This is a genomic window from Cupriavidus necator (assembly GCF_013141915.1).
GTDB lineage: Bacteria > Pseudomonadota > Gammaproteobacteria > Burkholderiales > Burkholderiaceae > Cupriavidus > Cupriavidus necator_B.
This window is the reverse complement of record NZ_SROX01000007.1, coordinates 26,747-44,446: the sequence shown is the minus strand read 5'-3', so window position 1 is coordinate 44,446 and position 17,700 is coordinate 26,747. Positions and strand designations below refer to the sequence as shown.

Genomic DNA, 17,700 nt, shown 5'->3' with positions numbered 1-17,700 from the left:
CCACACGGAGAAACCGCCATGACATTGCAAGACCATTCGCTGGGCCAGCTGGCCCGCCAGATCCCCGGTGCCACCCGCATCTTCCACGACCACGGGCTGGACTTCTGCTGCGGCGGCAAGCAAACCCTGCGCGACGCCGCGCAGCAGAAGGGACTCGATGCCGCCGCCGTGGCCGCCATCGCCGCGCAGCTGTGCGGACTGCAGAACGAGGCCGGTCCGTTGACGCAGGACTGGAACACGGCCGCACCGGCGGCGCTGATCGACCATATCCTCACGCGCTTCCACGCGCGTCATCGCGAGCAGTTGCCGGAGCTGATCCGCCTGGCGCGGCGGGTCGAACAGGTCCACGGCGATCGGCCGGAGTGCCCGAACGGCCTGGCCGACCACCTCAGCGAAATGCTGAGCGAGCTGGAATCGCACATGCAGAAGGAAGAGCAGGTGTTGTTCCCGATGCTGCTGCGCGGGCTGCATGCCGCGGCCAGCCGCCCGATCACGGTGATGCGCGCCGAGCATGACGACCACGGCGTGGCCCTGCAGCGGCTGGCCGAACTGACCCACGACATCACGCTGCCGCGCGCGGCCTGCAATACCTGGCGCGCGCTCTACCTGGGGCTGCGCACGCTGCGCGAAGACCTGATGGAGCACATCCACCTGGAAAACAACGTGCTGTTCGAAACCACCACGGCTACCGCTCCCGCCCCCGTGCCCGCGCAAGCCAACGGCTGCGGCTGCTCGGCGCACGCCTGAGCCCGCCGCCATCACCCTCAACCACTTCGCATCATGGGTCCCTACCGCAAACTCTGGTTCCTGCTGATCGCCGTGCTGGCGGTCACCTTCTCCCTGCTCGGCTACTACGGTGTCGAGGTGTACCGGCAGGCCCCGCCCATACCGGCCAAGGTAGTCACGGCCGAGGGGCGCACGCTGTTCAGCGGCGACGACATCCTCGACGGCCAGACCGCATGGCAGTCGGTGGGCGGCATGCAGCTCGGCTCGATCTGGGGCCATGGTGCCTACCAGGCGCCGGACTGGACCGCCGACTGGCTGCACCGCGAACTGACCGCGTGGCTGACGCTGGCCGCGCAGGACGCCTACGGCCGTCCCTTTGCGCAGCTCGACGCGCCGGCCCAGGCCGCCTTGCGCGAGCAGCTGCGCAACGAGTACCGCGGCAATGCCACCGATCCGGCCACCAACGTGCTGACCGTGTCCAAGCGCCGCGCGCAGGCCATCGCCGACACTGCCGCCTACTACGACCAGCTGTTCTCCGACGCGCCGGCGCTGCACACCACGCGCGAGCACTATGCGATGAAGGAGAACACGCTGCCGAGCGCGGAGCGCCGCCAGCAGATGACGCACTTCTTCTTCTGGACCGCGTGGGCCGCATCGACCGCGCGCCCCGGGCATGAGGCCACCTACACCAATAACTGGCCGCACGAGCCGCTGATCGGCAACCAGCCCACCAGCGAGAACGTGGTGTGGTCAGTGATCAGCGTGGTGGTGCTGCTGGCGGGGGTCGGCTTCCTGGTGTGGGCATGGGCCTTCCTGCGCGGCAAGGAAGAAACGCCGCCGCAGGCGCCCGCGCGCGACCCGCTGCTGTCGGTGGCGCTCACGCCGTCGCAGCGCGCGCTGGGCAAGTACCTGTTCCTGGTGGTGGCGCTGTTCGTGTTCCAGGTGTTGCTGGGCGGCTTTACCGCGCACTACACCGTGGAAGGGCAGAAGTTCTACGGCATCGATGTGTCGCAGTGGTTCCCGTACGCGCTGGTGCGCACCTGGCATATCCAGAGCGCGTTGTTCTGGATCGCCACCGGCTTCCTGGCCGCGGGGCTGTTCCTGGCGCCGCTGATCAACGGCGGCAAGGACCCGAAGTACCAGCGGCTGGGCGTCGACATCCTGTTCTGGGCGCTGGTGGTCGTGGTGGTGGGCTCGTTCACCGGCAACTACCTGGCCATCGCGCAGAAGCTGCCGGCCCACCTGAACTTCTGGCTGGGCCACCAGGGCTACGAGTATGTCGACCTGGGCCGGCTGTGGCAGATCGGCAAGTTCGCCGGCATCCTGATCTGGCTGGTGCTGATGATGCGCGGCATCTTGCCAGCGCTGCGCGCGCGCGGCACCGACCGCAACCTGCTGGCGCTGCTGACCTCGTCGGTGGTGGCAATCGGCCTGTTCTATGGCGCGGGCCTGGCCTACGGCGAACGCACCAGCCTGACGGTGATGGAGTACTGGCGCTGGTGGGTGGTGCACCTGTGGGTCGAGGGCTTCTTCGAAGTCTTCGCCACCACGGCGCTGGCCTTCATCTTCTCCACGCTGGGCCTGGTGTCGCGCCCGATGGCCACCGCGGCCAGCCTGGCGTCGGCCTCGCTGTTCATGCTGGGCGGGATTCCGGGCACCTTCCACCACCTGTACTTTGCCGGCACCACCACGCCGGTGATGGCGGTGGGCGCCGCGTTCAGCGCGCTGGAAGTGGTGCCGCTGATCGTGCTGGGCCATGAAGCCTGGGAGAACTGGAGCCTGAAGCAGCGCGCGCCGTGGATGGCCGACCTGAAGTGGCCGCTGATGTGCTTTGTCGCGGTGGCGTTCTGGAACATGCTGGGCGCGGGCGTGTTCGGCTTCATGATCAACCCGCCGATCGCGCTGTATTACATCCAGGGGCAGAACACCACGCCGGTTCACGCCCATGCCGCGCTGTTCGGCGTCTACGGCTTCCTGGCGCTGGGCTTCACGCTGCTGGTGCTGCGTTACGTGCGCCCGGGCTACCGGCTCAGCCCGGCGTTGATGAAGACCGCGTTCTGGGGCCTGAACCTCGGCCTGGTACTGATGATCGGCACCAGCCTGCTGCCGATCGGCATCATCCAGTTCCTGGCCAGCGTCGAGCATGGCACCTGGTATGCGCGCAGCGAGGCCTTCATGCAGCAGCCCATCCTGCAGACGCTGCGCTGGGTGCGCACCTTCGGCGACGTGGTGTTTATCGTCGGCGCGGTGTCGTTTGCCTGGCAGGTGGTGCTGGGGCTGGCCAATCGCACGCCTCGCGCGGCTGATGCCGTGGTGGCGGGAATGAAGCCGGCGGCACGCTGAATAACAGGGGAGTGAGAGGCAGGGTTGGCCCGCCCGGGGTTCCGGGCGGGCCTTTCTTATCCTGCCGATGCGTAGCTGCTCAACGGTTCCCGGCCTGCTGCGCCTCGGCAACGATCTCGCGGATGGCCTGCTCGAACGCCTCCACCGGCTGTCCGCCGGTCACCAGATAGCGGTTGTTGAAGATGATCGACGGCACTGAGTTGATGCCCATGCGCTGGTATTCCTGGATTTCCGCGCGCACCACATCGGCATAGTCATCGCTTTCCAGTACCTTGCGGGCTGCCGCGGCGTCCAGGCCGGCAGCGTGCGCGGCTTCGGCCAGCACGTCATGGTTGCTGGGGTCCTTGCCGTCGGCATGATAAGCGCGCAGCAGCGCCAGCTTCAGCGGCAGCTGCTTGCCTTCCAGGCCGGCCCAGTGCAGCAGGCGATGGGCATCGAAGGTGTTGTAGACATGGGTGCGCGGGCCAAAGGTAAAGCCCACGCCGGCGCCGCGTTCGCGGATCATCGCCTGGGTTTCGGCGATCTGCGCCGGGGTGCGCCCATACTTGCGGCCGAGATAGTCGACGATGGCCTCGCCCTCCGGCCGCATCCCGGGATTCAGTTCAAACGGATGCACGACGATCTCGGCATCCACCGCATCGCCCACGCGCTGCAGCGCCAGCTGCAGCGAAGACAGGCCGATGGCGCACCAGGGACAGGCGATATCGGAGACGAAGTCGATCTTGAGGGGCTGTGGCATGGCTGCTCCTGGGCATGTTCGCAGGCGGGGCGAGGCCATGGCCCCGGCACCGGATTGAAAGTTGCCGACAGGGTAGCGCGACTGGCGATTCCTTGCAGGCGAACGCCGCGGCCGGTGGCCGCGCGCCCGCCCGCCGCGCCGTGGCGGTGCTCAGTCCCAGCGGCGACCGTAGCCGCGGCGGCGGTCATCGTCGTCGCCATGGCGGTGCGCCCACTCGCGCCCGCGCCACTCGCGCCGGTTGTCGTGGTAGCCGTCGCGGTAGCCTTCGCGATAATCGCCCCGATAATAGGCGCGACGATAGCCGCGGTCATTGTCGTAGCGTACCGGCACCGGCGTCACCACCACGGGGCGCGGCGCCACCACGACCGGGCGCGGCGCATAGGCCACCGGTGCGGGCGCGTACACCGGCGCCGGCGCATAGACCGGGGCCGGATGGTAGACCGGCGCCGGCTGCGCCACCACCACGCCAGGCACGCCGATGCCGATATCGATATTCACACCGGCGTAAGCGCCGGCGCTTGCCACCAGCATTGCACTACCTGCTACCGCCATTGCGATGATGCGTTTCATGGCTGCCTCCCAGGGGGCGTTGGACATGGGCTCACTGTAGGGGGCCGGCCTGTAATATGGGGCGCGCGAAGTGTTGCAAGTGTGACGCGGTGTAACCCGTGCCGGGGCTGGCTGTATCATGCCAGCCGTTGCCGAGGCATTTCCCGTCCAAGCTGCTCATGCGCCGTACCGCCGCCACTCTGCTGGCACTGACCACCTTCACCGCTACCCCCGCTGTCGCCACCGCTGCCGCCGATGTCCAGGCCGGCAAGGCGTTGTTCGCCACGCGCTGCGCCTCGTGCCACCACGTCGGGCGCAATGCGCGTGCTGGCTTTGGTCCGCAACTGAACGGGGTCTTTGGCCGCGCCGCAGGCAGCACCCCTGATTTCCAGTATTCGGACGCGATGCGCGCGTCCAGGGTGGTGTGGTCGCATGACACGCTGCGGGCCTTCATCCGCTCGCCCGGCAAGGTGGTGCCGGGCACGAAGATGCGGTTCTGGGGGCTGGGGGATGACCAGCAGATCACCGATCTGCTCGCGTATCTCGAAACGTTCAGGTAAGGCGCGGCGCCAGCCGTCCGGGCTCATTCCGCAAAATGCGGCCCCGGCCCTTCCCCGGCCAGCGTGTCATGCGGGTTCCGTAACGGACACGCCTTCAGCGACAGGCACCCGCAACCGATGCATCCGTCCAGCTGATCACGCAATTGCGTGAGCGTGCGGATCCGTTCATCGAGGTCATCGCGCCAGCTGGCGGAGAGCTTGCGCCAATCCGCCACGGTGGGGGCGCGGCCATCGGGCAGTTTCTGCATGGCATCGGAGATCACCGCCAGCGGCAGTCCCATGCGCTGCGCGACGCGGATCACTGCCAGGCGCCGCAGCACGGCGCGCGCATAGCGGCGCTGGTTGCCGCCGCTGCGGGTGCTGGCGATCAGGCCGCGTGATTCATAGAAATGCAGGGTGGACACCGCCAGGCCGGTGCGCGCGGCGACTTCGCCGACAGAGAGCAGTTCTTCCGACGCCGCGGTGCGGCGCCGGCGCGGGTTGGGGGGCGGTTGCCTGGAAGCCATGGCGAGAGGAAGGCAGCGGTGAAACGAAGGAATGCCCATGCTACCACCATGGCCGCGCTTGACCTTAACCTAACTTGAGGTTTGATACTTGGGGCTCCACTGTCCGAGAGGCCTTCTTCAAGCCGATGACCATGTTTCCTTTCGCGCCCTCATCCCTGCGTTCTCCGTTGGGGCGCGCGAAACGGCACGGCCGGCGCAACCGGCAACGCCGGCATCGCAGGTCCCGACGGACTGTATGACCCGCGGCCCAATGGCTATTCGCATGTGGCCGTGGTGGAAGGTCCGGTCCGCCTCGTCTATGTCTCGGGACAGGGCGGCGAGGATGCGGCGGGCTGCCTGCCGCTGGATTTTCCGCGCCAAGTGGCGCGCGCCATGCAAAACCTGCGCATTGCGCTGCAGGCAGCCGGTGCCGACGTCGGCGACGTGGCCAAGCTCACGGTGCTGGTGGTGGACCACTCGCACGATCGCCTGCGCACCTTCGGCGCGGCGCTGCGCGAGATGTGGGGCGATAGGCCGACGCCGGCCTGCACGCTGATCCCGGTGCCGCGGCTGGCGCTCGACAACATGCTGTTCGAAATCGAGGCGACCGCGGTGCTGCCGGCCTGAGGCACGGCAGCGATCCTCACTCAGCGCGGCGCGGCGCTGAAGGTCTTGTTGACGATCTTCCAGGCCCCGTCGATCTCGAGCAGCGTCATGTAGTCGGTGAAGGTGACGCCGGGGTATTCCAGCACTACCTTGGCCACGCCGGCGTTGCCAACCACGTCGAACTGCGTGATGAAGCGCTTGCGCTGCGCTTCGTCAGCGGCCGGATGCCCGGGGCAGCGCGCCGAGGCGAATTCCTCGACCGTCAGCGCATGCAGCTTGCCGTCGCGGAACGAGACGATGCGCGCGTCGGCGGCGAAGGCCTTGTACATGAATTCGGCCTTGCCGGTGATATGACCCTGCAGATAATCCTCGATCGGTGCGAGCGCGGCCACATGGCGGGAGGTCAGGCCCGTCTCCGAATACGTCATGGTCTTCTCCAAAACTGGGGCGGCAGGGACTGGGCCCTGCCGCGACGTTGAAAGCGATGATTGTATTCCAGTTTTGTATGCAAAAGATCGGCCGCTGCAACGCTCACACCGATGTGGCGATGTGCTCACGCAGCCAGCGGTGCGCCGGATCGCGATGCACGCGTTCCGGCCACAGCATCGACATCTCGTAGCCCGGCACCTCGACCGGCGGCGCCACCACGCACAATGCCGGCACGCCGCGCACCAGCCGCTCGGGCACCATCGCCACCAGGTCGGTGCTGGCCACCGCCGCCGTGGCAAAAAGGAAGTGCGGCACCGACAGCACCACGCGCCGCTGCATACCCGCCTGTGCCAGCGCATCGTCGGTGACGCCGTGGAAGCCACCGCCGTCCGGCGACACGATCACGTGCTCGAGCGCGCAGAACTGCGCCAGCGTCGGCCGCCGCTTCAGCCGCGGATGGCCAGCGCGGCCTGCCAGCACATAGCGCTCGGTGAAGAGGGCGCGCCGGTGCAGCCCGGGCGGCGAGCCGTCGGTGGTGTGCAAGGCCAGGTCCAGCTCGGCGCGCTCGGCTTGCCGGGCGATGCGCGTCGGCACCATCTCGACCACAGCCAGCCGCGCGCCGGGGGCCGCCTTGCGCAGGCCCGGTAGCGCTGGCAGCACGATGGTCGATTCGCCATAGTCGGTCGCTGCCACGCGCCAGGTATGGCGCGACGTGGCCGGGTCGAACGGTGTGTCGGCGGATACGGCCTGCGCCAGTGCGCCGAGTGCTTCGCGCAACGGTTCGCGCAGCGCTTCGGCCCGGGCGGTGGGGCGCATGCCGCGCGGGCCCGGCAGCAGGAGCGGGTCGCCGAAGTGAGCGCGCAGCCGGGCCAGATGGACGCTGACCGAAGGCTGCGACAGATGCAGCCGCTGCGCCGCGCGGGTCACGTTGTGCTCGGACAGCAGCACGTCCAACGTCACCAGCAGGTTCAGGTCGAGCCGCCTCAGACTGGCAGCCGAATTAGTCATGGCAATACCTGGAATATTGGATATTCATTTCCAATATACCGGATAACTTCCTAAGCTGGCTTCACCAAAAACTTGTGAGGCCACCGCCATGAACGTACTACTGGTCTATGCCCATCCCGAACCGCGCTCGCTCAACGGGGCGATCCGCGACTTTGTCGTGCAGCGGCTGCGCGCAGCCGGCAACGAAGTCCAGGTTTCCGACCTGTATGCGATGCAATGGAAGCCGCAGCTCGATGCCCTGGACTCGAAGGTTCCGCCGGCCGAGGCGCCGTTCCATCCGTCGCTGGATTCGAAGCGCGCCTTCGAGAACGGGCTGCAAAGCGATGACATCGCACGCGAGCAGGACAAGCTGCGCTGGGCCGACGCCGTGATCCTGCAGTTCCCGCTGTGGTGGTTCTCGATGCCGGCAATACTCAAGGGCTGGATCGAGCGTGTCTATGCCTATGGTTTTGCCTACGGTGTTGGCGAGCACTCCGACGAGCGCTGGGGTGACCGCTATGGCGAGGGCACCCTTGCCGGCAAGCGCGCGATGCTGATCGTCACCACCGGCGGCTGGGAATCCCACTACAGCGCGCGCGGCATCAACGGCCCGATCGACGACATCCTGTTCCCGATCCACCACGGCATCCTGTACTACCCCGGGTTTGACGTGCTGCCGCCGTATCTGGTGTATCGGACCAGCAAGGTCGATGCGACGCGCTTTGGGGAGATTCGCGAGGAATTGGGCCAGCGGCTGGATACGCTCTGGACAACCGCTCCGATCCCGTTCCGGCGGCAGAACGCGGGGGACTACCGGATTCCGCAGCTGACGCTGCGCGACGAAGTAGCGCCGCAAACCGTCGGGTTCGCGGCGCATGTGGAGGCCGCGCGGCCCTGACCGCGCGCGCGGGGATCTATTCGGCGCGAATCTCCGCCCGCGCCGCCACCGCCCGCATCTCCGGCAGTTCCTTCTCCACCCGCGCCTTGACCGCGGCCCCGTTGCCATAGGCGGGCGTCAGCGCCAGCTCGACCATGCGCGCCCTGGTCGCCGGCGCGTTGGCTACGTCGGCCAGCGCCTTCTCCAGCTTCTGCTGCACCGGCGCGGGCAGGCCCGCGGGCGCCATCAGCGCGAACCACGTGCCCATCTGGAAACCGGGATAGCCGCTTTCCGCTACGGTCGGCACCTGCGGCAGCGCCGGCAGGCGCTGCGGCGACAGCACCGCCACCGGCCGGATCTTGCCGCCCTTGATCAGCGGCAGGGTTGCCACCACGGTATCGACGGCGACCTGCACCTGTCCGCCAGCCAGCGCGGTCAGGCTGGGGGCGCTGCCGTTGAACGGCACGTGCACCATGCGGATGCCGGTGGCGGCCTTGAGCATCTCCGCGCCGAAATGGACCGAGGAACCCGCGCCGAACGAGCCGTAGGAGAACTTGTCAGGGTTGGCCTTCGCCTGCGTCACCAGGTCCTTCAGCGAGGCGATGTGCGTGTCGGGGTTGGCCACCAGCACCAGGCTCATGTCGGCCACCAGCCCCAGAGGGGTGAAGCTCTTGATGGGGTCGTAGCCCAGGTGCGGGCGGATCGCCGGATTCAGCGTCAGCGTGGTGCTGGCCGCCAGCAGCAGCGTGTAGCCGTCGGGCGCGGACTTGGCCACCTGGGTGGCGCCGATCACGGTGCTGGCGCCGGGCTTGTTCTCGACCACCACCGGCTGGCCGAGCTTTTCGCCGAGGCCGAGTGCCAGCAGGCGGCCCAGCAGATCCGTGGCGCCGCCAGCGGCGAAGGGCACCACCAGCCGGATCGGGCGGTCCGGCCAGGACTGCGCCTGCGCGGCGGAGGGCGCGGTGGACAGCGCCGCGGTCAGCGCGGCGGCGCAGGCGAAAAACAGCTTCGGGGACGTTGCGGTCATCGTTGGCACTCCTGCGGGCAGTTGTTGGAATAGAAGGCAGTCGGAAGCAAGGCGGCGCGGTCTGAAGTGGGCGGCGTCGCCAGGCTCAGCCCAGCCAGGGGCTGCGCACGCGCGAGAAGCCGCCGGCCTGGTCGTAGGCGTGGCCCAGCTGCAGCACCGCGGCGTCGGCCTGCGCCGGGCCGATGATCTGCAGGCCGGCGGGCAGCCCCTGGGGGCCGAAGCCAGCCGGGGCGGCCAGCGCCGGCAGCCCGGCCATGGTGGCCGGCACCACCACCTGCATCCAGCGGTGATAGGTGTCCATGTCGCGGCCGTCGATGGTGTGCGGCCAGTCCCAGCTGGCATCGAACGGGAACACCTGCGCGGCCGGCAGCACCAGGTAATCGAAGCGCTCGAACAGCGCGCGCAGCGCCTGGTACCACGCGCTGCGTTCGGCCATGGCCTCGTACACGCGCGTACCCGGCAGCGCCAGCCCGCGTTCGATTTCCCAGACCGCTTCGGGCTTGAGCAGCGCGCGCTTGGCCGGGTCGCGGTACAGCGCCGCGTTGGCGCCCGCCACCGAGAAGCTGCGCAGGTCGATCCAGGCGCGCCACAGGCGTTCCAGGTCGAATTCCGGCAGCGCGGCGTCGATGGTGCAACCGAGCGCGCGCAAGTGGGCAAGGGCCTGCACGCAGGTGTCGAGCAGCCCCGCTTCGGTGGGCAGGTGCCCGCCCAGGTCGCCAAGCCAGCCGATGCGCACGCCGGTCCAGTCGCGCTCGGGCGGCAGCGCAAAAGTGCCGGGCGCCTCGCCGCGGCGCGTCAGCGGCAGGCGCGCGTCGAAGCCGGCCTGCACCGACAGCAGCAGCGCCAGGTCTGGCACGTTGCGCGCCATCGGCCCGGCCACGCTGAACTGCTGGAAAAACACTTCGTCACCCGGGCCGTGCGGCACGCAGCCGACCGAGGTGCGCAACCCATACACATGGTTGAACGCCGCGGGCGTGCGCAGCGACCCCATCATGTCCGAGCCGTCTGCCACCGGCAGCATGTGCAGGGCCACCGCCACCGCGGCGCCGCCGCTGCTGCCGCCGGCGGAGCGGGTAGGGTCGAAGGCATTGCGGGTGGTGCCGTAGACGGGGTTGTAGGTATGGCCGCCGAGGCCGAATTCGGGCGAGTTGGTGCGCCCGACAAAGAGCGCGCCGCCGGCCCGCATGCGCTCGAAGATCACGGCATCGGCGTCGCTGACCTGGCCGGCGAAGATCGGCGAGCCCTTGGTGGTGACCATGCCCGCGGCCGGGCTGATGTCCTTGGGCGCCTGCAGGAACCCGTGCAGCGGGCCGCGGCTGGCGCCACGCGCCAGTTCGTCGTCCAGTCCGTGCGCCTGCCGGCGCAGCGTGTCGCGGTCCACCGCGGCGACGATGGCGTTGACGCGCGGGTTGTGGCGGTCGATCTGGCCGAGGAAGGCATCGAGCACTTCCACGCAAGAGACCTCGCGCGCATGGATGGCGCGCGACAGCGCGACGGCATCGAGATCGGTGATGGATTCAGAGGGCTGGGCGAGCGCCATGGCGAGAGGTCTCCGTTGGTATCGTGGGACAGCATACGGGCGGCGCATGGTTTCCCGCAATCGACGATTTTTTCAAATATCCTTGCGTAAAACGCAAACCAGCCCGGAGCCCCCATGTTGTCGCATCGCCTGCAGGACACCTCGCTGCGCTATTTCCTGGAAGTGGTCCGCAGCGGCTCGCTGACCGAGGCGGCGCAGCGGCTCAATGTGACCGTGTCGGCGGTAAGCCGGCAGGTCGGCGCGCTCGAGGCGCAGCTGGGCGTGCCGTTGTTCGACCGCCGCCCGCGCGGCATGGTGGCCAGCGCAGCCGGCGAGTTGCTGGCGGCCTATGCGCTGCGCGGCGCGCTCGAAGCCGACCGGGTGGTGTCCGAGATCGCCGCGCTGCAAGGCCTGCGCCGCGGCCGGGTACGGGTCGCCAGTTCCGCCGGGTTTGCCATCGAATTCCTGCCGCGCGTCATCGCCGAGTTCCGCCAGCGCTATCCGGGCCTGCAATTCCACGTGCGCGTGGCGCCGCCGGCCGACGTCACCGGCATCGTGCTGCATGGCGACGCGGATATCGGCATCACCTACAGCCGCGCCGCCGAACAGGGCATCCGCATCGCGCACCGGCAGGCGGCGCCGGTGATCGCCATCATGCGCCCGGACCATCCGCTGGCGCGCTTTCGCAGCGTCACGCTGGCGCAGATGCAGCCGTATCCGCTGGCGCTGCCCGAGGGCGACAACACTGTGCGGCAGCTGTTCGACCTGGCCTGCGGCGAGCGCGGCATGGTGTTCGAGCCGGTGCTGGTGACCAACCACTTCGAGACCCTGACCAGCTTTGTGCTGCACGGCGGCGGCCTGTCGATCTCGGGCACCGTGACCGTGGGCGACCGGGTGCGCCGCGGCGAACTGCATGCCGCGACCATTCGTGAACGCGGCATGCGCGGCCGTGCCATCGAGCTGCAGACGCTGGCGGGCCGCACGCTGCCGGATGGGGTGCGCGCCTTCCTGGGGTTTATCCGCGACAAGCTGATGGCGGAAGCGGCGGGGCCGGCCGTCGTGGCCGGTGCGGAGGGGGCTTAGCCCGCCCGCTTGCGCTGCGCCGGCGGGCCCAGCAGCACCCAGGCCGGGGCGTGGTCGCTGGGGTGGTCCTCGCCGCGCACCCAGCGGTCCACGCCGGCGTCGCGCAGCCGCGGCGCCAGGTCGGCGCTCAGCAGCAGGTGGTCGATGCGCAGGCCGGAGTTGGTCTGCCAGTGCTGGCGGAAATAATCCCAGAAGGTGTAGACCGGCGCATCGGGATGGCGCTGTCGCAGCGCATCGGTCCAGCCCTGGGCCAGCAGGCGCGCGTACGCGTCGCGGCTTTCCGGCTGCAGCAGCGCGTCCTTGCGCCAGGAGCGGGGGTTGTAGATGTCCTGGTCGGTCGGCACCACGTTGTAGTCACCGGCGAGCACCACCGGGTGGCCACTGTCGAACAGTTGTTGCGCGTGCGCGATCAGCCGTTCGAACCAGGCCAGCTTGTAATCGAACTTCGGTCCCGGCTGCGGATTGCCGTTGGGCAGGTAGAGGCAGCCGATCACCATGCCCGACACCGCCGCCTCCAGATAGCGGCTGTGGCTGTCGTCGGGATCGCCGGGCAGGCCGCGGCGCACTTCCACCGGTTCCGCCCCGCGTGCCAGGATGGCCACGCCGTTCCAGGACTTCTGCCCGTGCCAGATCGCGCCATAGCCGGCGTCGCGGATTTCGCGCGCCGGAAAGCTCTCATCGGCGGTCTTCAGTTCCTGCAGGCAGACGATGTCCGGTGCTTCGCGCGCGAGCCAGTGGCACAGCGCCCCCACGCGGCTGCGGATGCCATTGATGTTGAAGGTGGCGATCTTCAGTGTGGACGCGGGCATGCGGTGCGGGCGATGACGGGATCAACAAAAAAGCCGGCGGAACGTTCCGCCGGCCACTTGCCTTATGCGCGCCAGGTGCTGCCGGTGGTTGCGCTGGAAGCGCTGCCGGCGGTGGTGCCGCTCACACTACCCGCGCCGCTGGCGCTGCCTGCGGTCGGTGCGCGGCTGGACGAAGCACCGGGACTGTCGCTGTCGCGGCGCACGCGGATGTCGTTGTTGACATCCTTGACGCCGTAGGTGCTGTCGGCCATGTCCTCGATGTAGTACTTCTGGCCGCGGTCACGCACCGTGCCGGTCAGCGACACCACGCCCTCGCTGACCTCGACGCTGACATCGCTGACATCCACCCCGCGCGCGTAGCTCAGCCGCTCGCAGATCTGGTCGCGGATGCGGTCGTCGCTGCGCTGGTAGCCGCGCGGACCGGAGCGCCGTTCGCGCTCGTCCGGCGTGCCGAACCAGTCGCCCACGACCTCGCCGATGCGCCGGCCAAGGTTATAGAGCACGCCGTGGTCGTGGTCGTCGTCGCGATCGTCATCACGGGAGTCAGCGGTCTCCCAGCCGCGCCGCTGCGCAAATTGGCGGTATCCGGGGCTGTGCTGCGCCGCGTAGCGGCGCGCCTCGTCTTCATCGTCGTCCGGTTCCGTCCAGTAGCGGGTGTCGCTGCGCAGGTCGCTGAAGTAGCGTTCGCGGCCTTCATCGCGAGACGAGCCGCGGGTCTCATAGCGCTCACGTCCCTGGTAGTGCTCGCGCGGTTCGCGCGCGCGCTCGGTACTCTGGCGCCACTGACGTTCCGCGTATTCGTCGTCACGTTCCCAGGCCTGCGGGTCGCGCCATTCGCTGGCGCGTTCCCAGCCGTAGCCGCCATTCAGGCCATAGCGCAGGTCGCTGCCATAGCGCGCCTCGCGCGGGTGGTCGGGGTAGCGTCCGGCGCCGTACTGCTCGTTGAATTCCCGGGACGGGCGGGCGGGGCCGCCGTAGCTGGTCTGGCCCGGGGCCATTTGCTGGCGTCTGCGCTGCGCTTGCCAGCGGTCGCGTTCGGACTCTGGCTGCCAGTCATCGTCGTCCCATGCCTGGCGGCGTTGGCGTTGATCGCGCGCTTCACGCTCATCGTAGTAGTAGCCCATGCTGGTTTCCTGAGAAGTAACGCCATGTGCGGAAACCGGCGCAACAGCGCGCCGTTACCGCTGGCGGGTATCAGCAATGGGCAAGATTCGTACCGTGCGGCAGATGGCCTTGCGGCCGCGGCTGGCCGGGACCCGACGAACGGGTGTCCGTGCAACGGTTTCAGAGCGTGTAAGGGATGCAGCCTGGGCTGCGGAGTGCGGCGCCGCCGCCACGCGCAGCGGTACGCCAGCGATGCGGTGCGGCGCCAGCGGCTGATCGGGTGACAGCACCGGCGCCCGTTCCGCGTTGGCCAGCTGGTTGGCCGGCTTACTTCTTGCTGGTCTTGGTCGATTTAGCCTTGGTGCTGGTGGCGGCCTTGGATGGGGTCGCCGTACTCACCGGTGCCGCTTCGATCTTCGACTTGGCGAAGGCGAAATAGCATTCCTTGTTGCTGCTGTTGTACATCTCGGAATCGCTGGTCGCCAGCACGCCGGTCACGTTGATCTTGTCCCCGGTCTGCAGGTTGCTGATCTTCTTCTGGTTGACCAGCATCGCATCGCGCATCAGCGCCTTGCCGGTGCACTGCGGATTGACCGAATCCTTGAAGTAGACCGCGATGGTGTCGTCCGACCGGCTCAGGCCGTCCACTTTGGTGATGCGCGAGACCGTGCCCGAGACCAGGATGGCCTGGGCATCCCACTTCTTCTTGGCCGTGATTTCGTTCTTCTTCCAGTCCGTCCAGATGTCGCCGAGCGACGCCGGCTTGGGGTCTGCCAGCATGCGGAAGTCGCCGCTGAGCACGTCGCCGGTGCCGTCCAGCACGCCGCCGATGGAGGACATTGCGCCATCCATCGATTCACAACCGGCCAGCAACCCCGCCAGGACCAACCCTGCCATCAGTTTTCCCGTCTGCATTTTGCTTCTTCTCCAGGTCCGCCAGCTCTATCGGCTGACGCCGGGGCATTGTATGCGTACATCTTGCAAAAACCAACAGAACTGCCAAAAGCGCTGCAACGGTCAACAAAAGCGCACGGGTATCCCCCGAACGGGGCTGGCCTGGCCGCGCCCCGCCAGCAAGCGGACCGGTCCCGCGCCTCCCCAGGATATGGGATGCGCATGCGGCGCCGCCGTGCGATGGATAGGGGCGGCGGCGTTTACCCTGAAGGGGCCGCCGGGCCCTCCTAACGCGGGCGGGATATGTCAGAATCCGCCGTCGTGCCGGCGCCACCTGCGCATAGCGCGGCAACACGGGGGACGCACCGCCGCGTGGCTCGGGAATACAGGCATGGCAAGCACAACAACAGTCCTCATCGTCGAAGACGACCCCCTGGCGCTGCGCCGGCTGGTGCAGGCGGTCGACCTGCATGCAGCGGATGCCGCGGTGGCGGGCTGCGCCTTTACCGTGGCGGAGGCGCTGGCGTGGCTGGCGCAGCGCCAGCCCGACGTGCTGCTGTGCGACCTCGGCCTGCCCGACGGCAGCGGCATCGACGTGATCCGCGCCACGCGCAAGCGCTATCCCGCCTGCGACTGCATGGTCGTGACCGTGTTCGGCGACGACCAGCATGTGCTGGCCAGCATCGAGGCCGGCGCCATCGGCTACCTGCTCAAGGATGAAACCACCGACCGCATTGCCGCCTCCATCGGCGAACTGCGCGCGGGCGGCTCGCCCATGAGCCCGCTGATCGCGCGGCAGGTGGTGAACCGGCTGCGCGGCGCGCCGCCGGAGGCGACGGCGCGCGATGCCGCCGGCGCGGTGGTGCTGTCGGTGCGCGAGAACGAGATCCTGGACCTGATCTCCCGCGGCTATACCTATGCCGAATCCGCCCGCTACCTGGGGCTGAGCGTGCATACCGTGCAATCGCACATCAAGAACATCTACGGCAAGCTGGCCGTGCGCTCGCGCGGCGAGGCCGTGTTCGAGGCCGCCAAGCTGGGCTTGCTCAAGTCCTTGTAGGCGCGCGCCATGCTGTCCTGGCCGCGTCCGTTCCGCGCCATGCTTGCCGTGCTGCTGGCGTGCGCCTGCCTGCTGCGGCCCGGCATCGCGGCGGCGGACACGATGGCGCTGGCGGCGGCCACGCGCTCGGCCACGCTGGCCGACGGCACCGTGCTGGCGGCGCTCCCGCTGACGTTGCCCGACTACTGGGACCGGGTGATGCCGGGCAAGTCCGGCACGGTGGTCTACGAACTGCGCTTTGATCGCAACTGGCCCGCGGCGGCGCCCGGGGGACTGTTCGTGCCCTGGGCCGGGGGCAGCTACGAGGTGCGCCTCAACGGGGTACTGCTCGCCGCCGGCGGGCGCCTGGACGCGCCGTCGTCGGCGCTGGCCAAGCGACCCTATTACGTCGCCGTGCCGCCCGAGCTGGCGAACGCGCACGGCAACCTGCTGCGCATCACCGTGGCCGCGCGCGCGTACGCGCGCTCGGGCCTGCTGCCGGTGACGGTGGGCCCAGCCGCCGAGGTGCGCGCGCAGTATGAGCGGGCCTTCCTGCTGCGCGTGGTCGGCCCGCTCATCGCGGCGGTGCTCAGCGTGGTGCTGGGTGGGCTGGCGCTGCTGATCTGGTGGCGCCAGCGCGATCCGCTGTTCGGCCTGTACGGGCTGGCCGAGATCGCCTGGAGCGTGCGCCTGCTCGACTATTTTGTCGATGACCTGGCCATCCCCGCGGAATTGCGCGGCTATATCGTCGCCGCCGCGCGCGAGGTGTTCCTGGGCGCCATCGCCAGGTTCTGCCTGCTGGTGATCCGGGTGCCGTGGCGCTGGCTGCATCGCACCCTGAACGCCTACCTGTGGCTGGCGCTGCCGGTGATCGCGCCGCTGGCCGCCATCTCCAGCCATCCGCTGGTGTTTCCGCTGAGCTGGCTGGTCAAGGTCGGCATCATCCTGACCGTGGCCGGCGCGATGGTGTGGGGCGCGTTGCGCCGGCCCAGCCGCGAGGCCACGCTGCTGGCGGTCACCGTCGGTGTGTCGGCGGTGCTGTTCCTGGCGGACTGGATCAAGGTCTGGCTGACCGGCGACTATTACTGGGTCCATTCCATGACCCGCTATGTCTCGGTGCCGTTCAGCGTGGTGATGGCGTGGATGCTGGTCGAACGCTATACCAGCGCGGTGCGGAGCCTGCAGAACGCCAACCAGGTGCTGACCGAGCGCGTGGCGCAGCGCGAGGCGCAACTGCGCGCGGCGTTTGCGCGCACGCAAAAGATTGACGCCGAGGAAACCGCGCTGCGCGAGCGCGGGCGCATCCTGCGCGATATGCACGACGGGCTGGGCAGCCAGCTGGTCACCACCTTGTCGATGCTGGAGTCGGGCAAGGCCAGCGGTGCGGAGGTTGCCACGCAGGTGCGGCATGCACTGGATTCGCTGAAGCTTTCCATCGACGCCATGCAGGACACCGGCGGTGATCTGGCCGCGGTGCTGGGCAACCTGCGCTACCGGCTGGGGCCGCGCATCGCCGATGCGGGGCTGGAGATCCACTGGGAGGTAGAGCGCCTGCCCACGCTGCCGCATTTCTCCGCGCGCAAGGTGCAGGAGCTGCAATACCTGCTGCTCGAAGGCATCACCAACGTGCTGCAGCACGCCGCGGCGCGCGCGCTGACCGTGACCGCCAAGGCGGACCCGGCCGCGCAGGCGATCCGCATCACGCTGGCCGACGACGGCCGTGGCTTCGATACCGAGGCCACGCGCGGCGGGCGCGGCTTGCGCAACATGCAGGTGCGCGCCGCGGCGATCGGCGGCCAGTTGCGGATCCGCTCGGCGCCCGGCGGCACGGCGCTGACGGTGGAGGTGCCGCTGGCGTCGGCGCAGGGCGATGAGGCGGGCGCCCCAGGGGAAGGGACCGCGCCCGCGGCATAAGGCCGGCCCC

General features: G+C 68.8%; 18 protein-coding genes. 8 read left to right on the top strand and 10 right to left on the bottom strand.

Annotation, left to right across the window (positions count from 1 at the left end; translation table 11 throughout):
- Nucleotides 1-18: 18 nt before the first annotated feature.
- Complete coding sequence (gene ytfE, locus E5S69_RS14840) at nucleotides 19-747, top strand: iron-sulfur cluster repair protein YtfE (protein ID WP_171515421.1); 729 nt, start codon at nucleotides 19-21, stop codon at nucleotides 745-747.
- 33 nt (nucleotides 748-780) lie between these two features.
- The gene (locus E5S69_RS14835; RefSeq protein ID WP_171515420.1) at nucleotides 781-3,069 is read left to right on the top strand and encodes a nitric-oxide reductase large subunit; all 2,289 of its coding nucleotides are present in this window, start codon (nucleotides 781-783) and stop codon (nucleotides 3,067-3,069) included.
- A gap of 79 nt (nucleotides 3,070-3,148) precedes the next feature.
- Here the strand turns inward: E5S69_RS14835 and E5S69_RS14830 are convergent, their stop codons facing one another.
- Nucleotides 3,149-3,808: a DsbA family oxidoreductase gene (locus E5S69_RS14830; RefSeq protein ID WP_171515419.1), complete on the bottom strand. Its 660-nt coding sequence runs from the start codon at nucleotides 3,806-3,808 to the stop codon at nucleotides 3,149-3,151.
- A gap of 150 nt (nucleotides 3,809-3,958) precedes the next feature.
- Nucleotides 3,959-4,378 carry a hypothetical protein gene (locus E5S69_RS14825; RefSeq protein WP_236901346.1) on the bottom strand — a complete coding sequence of 140 codons (420 nt, stop codon included), beginning with the start codon at nucleotides 4,376-4,378 and terminating at the stop codon, nucleotides 3,959-3,961.
- 158 nt (nucleotides 4,379-4,536) lie between these two features.
- Between E5S69_RS14825 and E5S69_RS14820 the strand changes: the two genes are divergently transcribed.
- Nucleotides 4,537-4,917 (top strand): c-type cytochrome, encoded by a 381-nt coding sequence (locus tag E5S69_RS14820; RefSeq protein WP_171515418.1) that lies wholly within the window; start codon nucleotides 4,537-4,539, stop codon nucleotides 4,915-4,917.
- 23 nt (nucleotides 4,918-4,940) lie between these two features.
- On the opposite strand, the gene soxR is transcribed toward E5S69_RS14820, so the two are convergent.
- Complete coding sequence (gene soxR / locus E5S69_RS14815) at nucleotides 4,941-5,423, bottom strand: redox-sensitive transcriptional activator SoxR (RefSeq protein ID WP_171515417.1); 483 nt, start codon at nucleotides 5,421-5,423, stop codon at nucleotides 4,941-4,943.
- Nucleotides 5,424-5,636: 213 nt separating this feature from the next.
- Here soxR and E5S69_RS14810 point away from each other — a divergent pair, with 213 nt between their 5' ends.
- Nucleotides 5,637-6,029, top strand: coding sequence for a Rid family hydrolase (locus tag E5S69_RS14810; RefSeq protein WP_171515641.1), 393 nt, complete (start codon nucleotides 5,637-5,639; stop codon nucleotides 6,027-6,029).
- A gap of 20 nt (nucleotides 6,030-6,049) precedes the next feature.
- Here E5S69_RS14810 and E5S69_RS14805 read toward each other — a convergent pair whose 3' ends face one another.
- Both E5S69_RS14805 and E5S69_RS14800 read right to left on the bottom strand, forming a co-directional pair.
- A complete protein-coding gene (locus E5S69_RS14805) occupies nucleotides 6,050-6,436 on the bottom strand; it encodes a nuclear transport factor 2 family protein (protein WP_171515416.1) in 387 nt (128 codons plus the stop codon).
- Between the two features lie 103 nt (nucleotides 6,437-6,539).
- Nucleotides 6,540-7,445 (bottom strand): LysR family transcriptional regulator, encoded by a 906-nt coding sequence (locus tag E5S69_RS14800; protein ID WP_171515415.1) that lies wholly within the window; start codon nucleotides 7,443-7,445, stop codon nucleotides 6,540-6,542.
- 88 nt (nucleotides 7,446-7,533) lie between these two features.
- Here E5S69_RS14800 and E5S69_RS14795 point away from each other — a divergent pair, with 88 nt between their 5' ends.
- Nucleotides 7,534-8,322 (top strand): NAD(P)H-dependent oxidoreductase, encoded by a 789-nt coding sequence (locus tag E5S69_RS14795; protein ID WP_171515414.1) that lies wholly within the window; start codon nucleotides 7,534-7,536, stop codon nucleotides 8,320-8,322.
- 16 nt (nucleotides 8,323-8,338) lie between these two features.
- On the opposite strand, the gene E5S69_RS14790 is transcribed toward E5S69_RS14795, so the two are convergent.
- The gene (locus E5S69_RS14790) at nucleotides 8,339-9,328 is read right to left on the bottom strand and encodes a Bug family tripartite tricarboxylate transporter substrate binding protein (RefSeq protein ID WP_171515413.1); all 990 of its coding nucleotides are present in this window, start codon (nucleotides 9,326-9,328) and stop codon (nucleotides 8,339-8,341) included.
- 85 nt (nucleotides 9,329-9,413) lie between these two features.
- Nucleotides 9,414-10,868 (bottom strand): amidase, encoded by a 1,455-nt coding sequence (locus tag E5S69_RS14785; protein WP_171515412.1) that lies wholly within the window; start codon nucleotides 10,866-10,868, stop codon nucleotides 9,414-9,416.
- 114 nt (nucleotides 10,869-10,982) lie between these two features.
- On the opposite strand from E5S69_RS14785, the gene E5S69_RS14780 reads away from it, so the two are divergent.
- Nucleotides 10,983-11,930 (top strand): LysR substrate-binding domain-containing protein, encoded by a 948-nt coding sequence (locus tag E5S69_RS14780; RefSeq protein WP_171515411.1) that lies wholly within the window; start codon nucleotides 10,983-10,985, stop codon nucleotides 11,928-11,930.
- On the opposite strand, the gene xth is transcribed toward E5S69_RS14780, so the two are convergent.
- The 3 genes from xth to E5S69_RS14765 form a co-directional block, all read right to left on the bottom strand.
- A complete protein-coding gene (xth, locus tag E5S69_RS14775) occupies nucleotides 11,927-12,739 on the bottom strand; it encodes an exodeoxyribonuclease III (protein ID WP_171515410.1) in 813 nt (270 codons plus the stop codon). The genes E5S69_RS14780 and xth overlap by 4 nt on opposite strands.
- A 62-nt stretch (nucleotides 12,740-12,801) precedes the next feature.
- Nucleotides 12,802-13,863, bottom strand: a complete 1,062-nt coding sequence (locus E5S69_RS14770) for a BON domain-containing protein (RefSeq protein WP_171515409.1) — start codon at nucleotides 13,861-13,863, stop codon at nucleotides 12,802-12,804.
- Between the two features lie 307 nt (nucleotides 13,864-14,170).
- Nucleotides 14,171-14,740 carry an OB-fold putative lipoprotein gene (locus E5S69_RS14765; RefSeq protein ID WP_236901345.1) on the bottom strand — a complete coding sequence of 190 codons (570 nt, stop codon included), beginning with the start codon at nucleotides 14,738-14,740 and terminating at the stop codon, nucleotides 14,171-14,173.
- Nucleotides 14,741-15,128: 388 nt separating this feature from the next.
- Here E5S69_RS14765 and E5S69_RS14760 point away from each other — a divergent pair, with 388 nt between their 5' ends.
- Together E5S69_RS14760 and E5S69_RS14755 are read left to right on the top strand one after the other, a co-directional pair.
- Nucleotides 15,129-15,797, top strand: coding sequence for a response regulator (locus E5S69_RS14760; protein ID WP_171515407.1), 669 nt, complete (start codon nucleotides 15,129-15,131; stop codon nucleotides 15,795-15,797).
- Nucleotides 15,798-15,806: 9 nt separating this feature from the next.
- Entirely contained in the window at nucleotides 15,807-17,690 is a 1,884-nt protein-coding gene (locus E5S69_RS14755; protein WP_171515406.1) for a sensor histidine kinase, read from the top strand.
- Nucleotides 17,691-17,700: the final 10 nt, after the last annotated feature.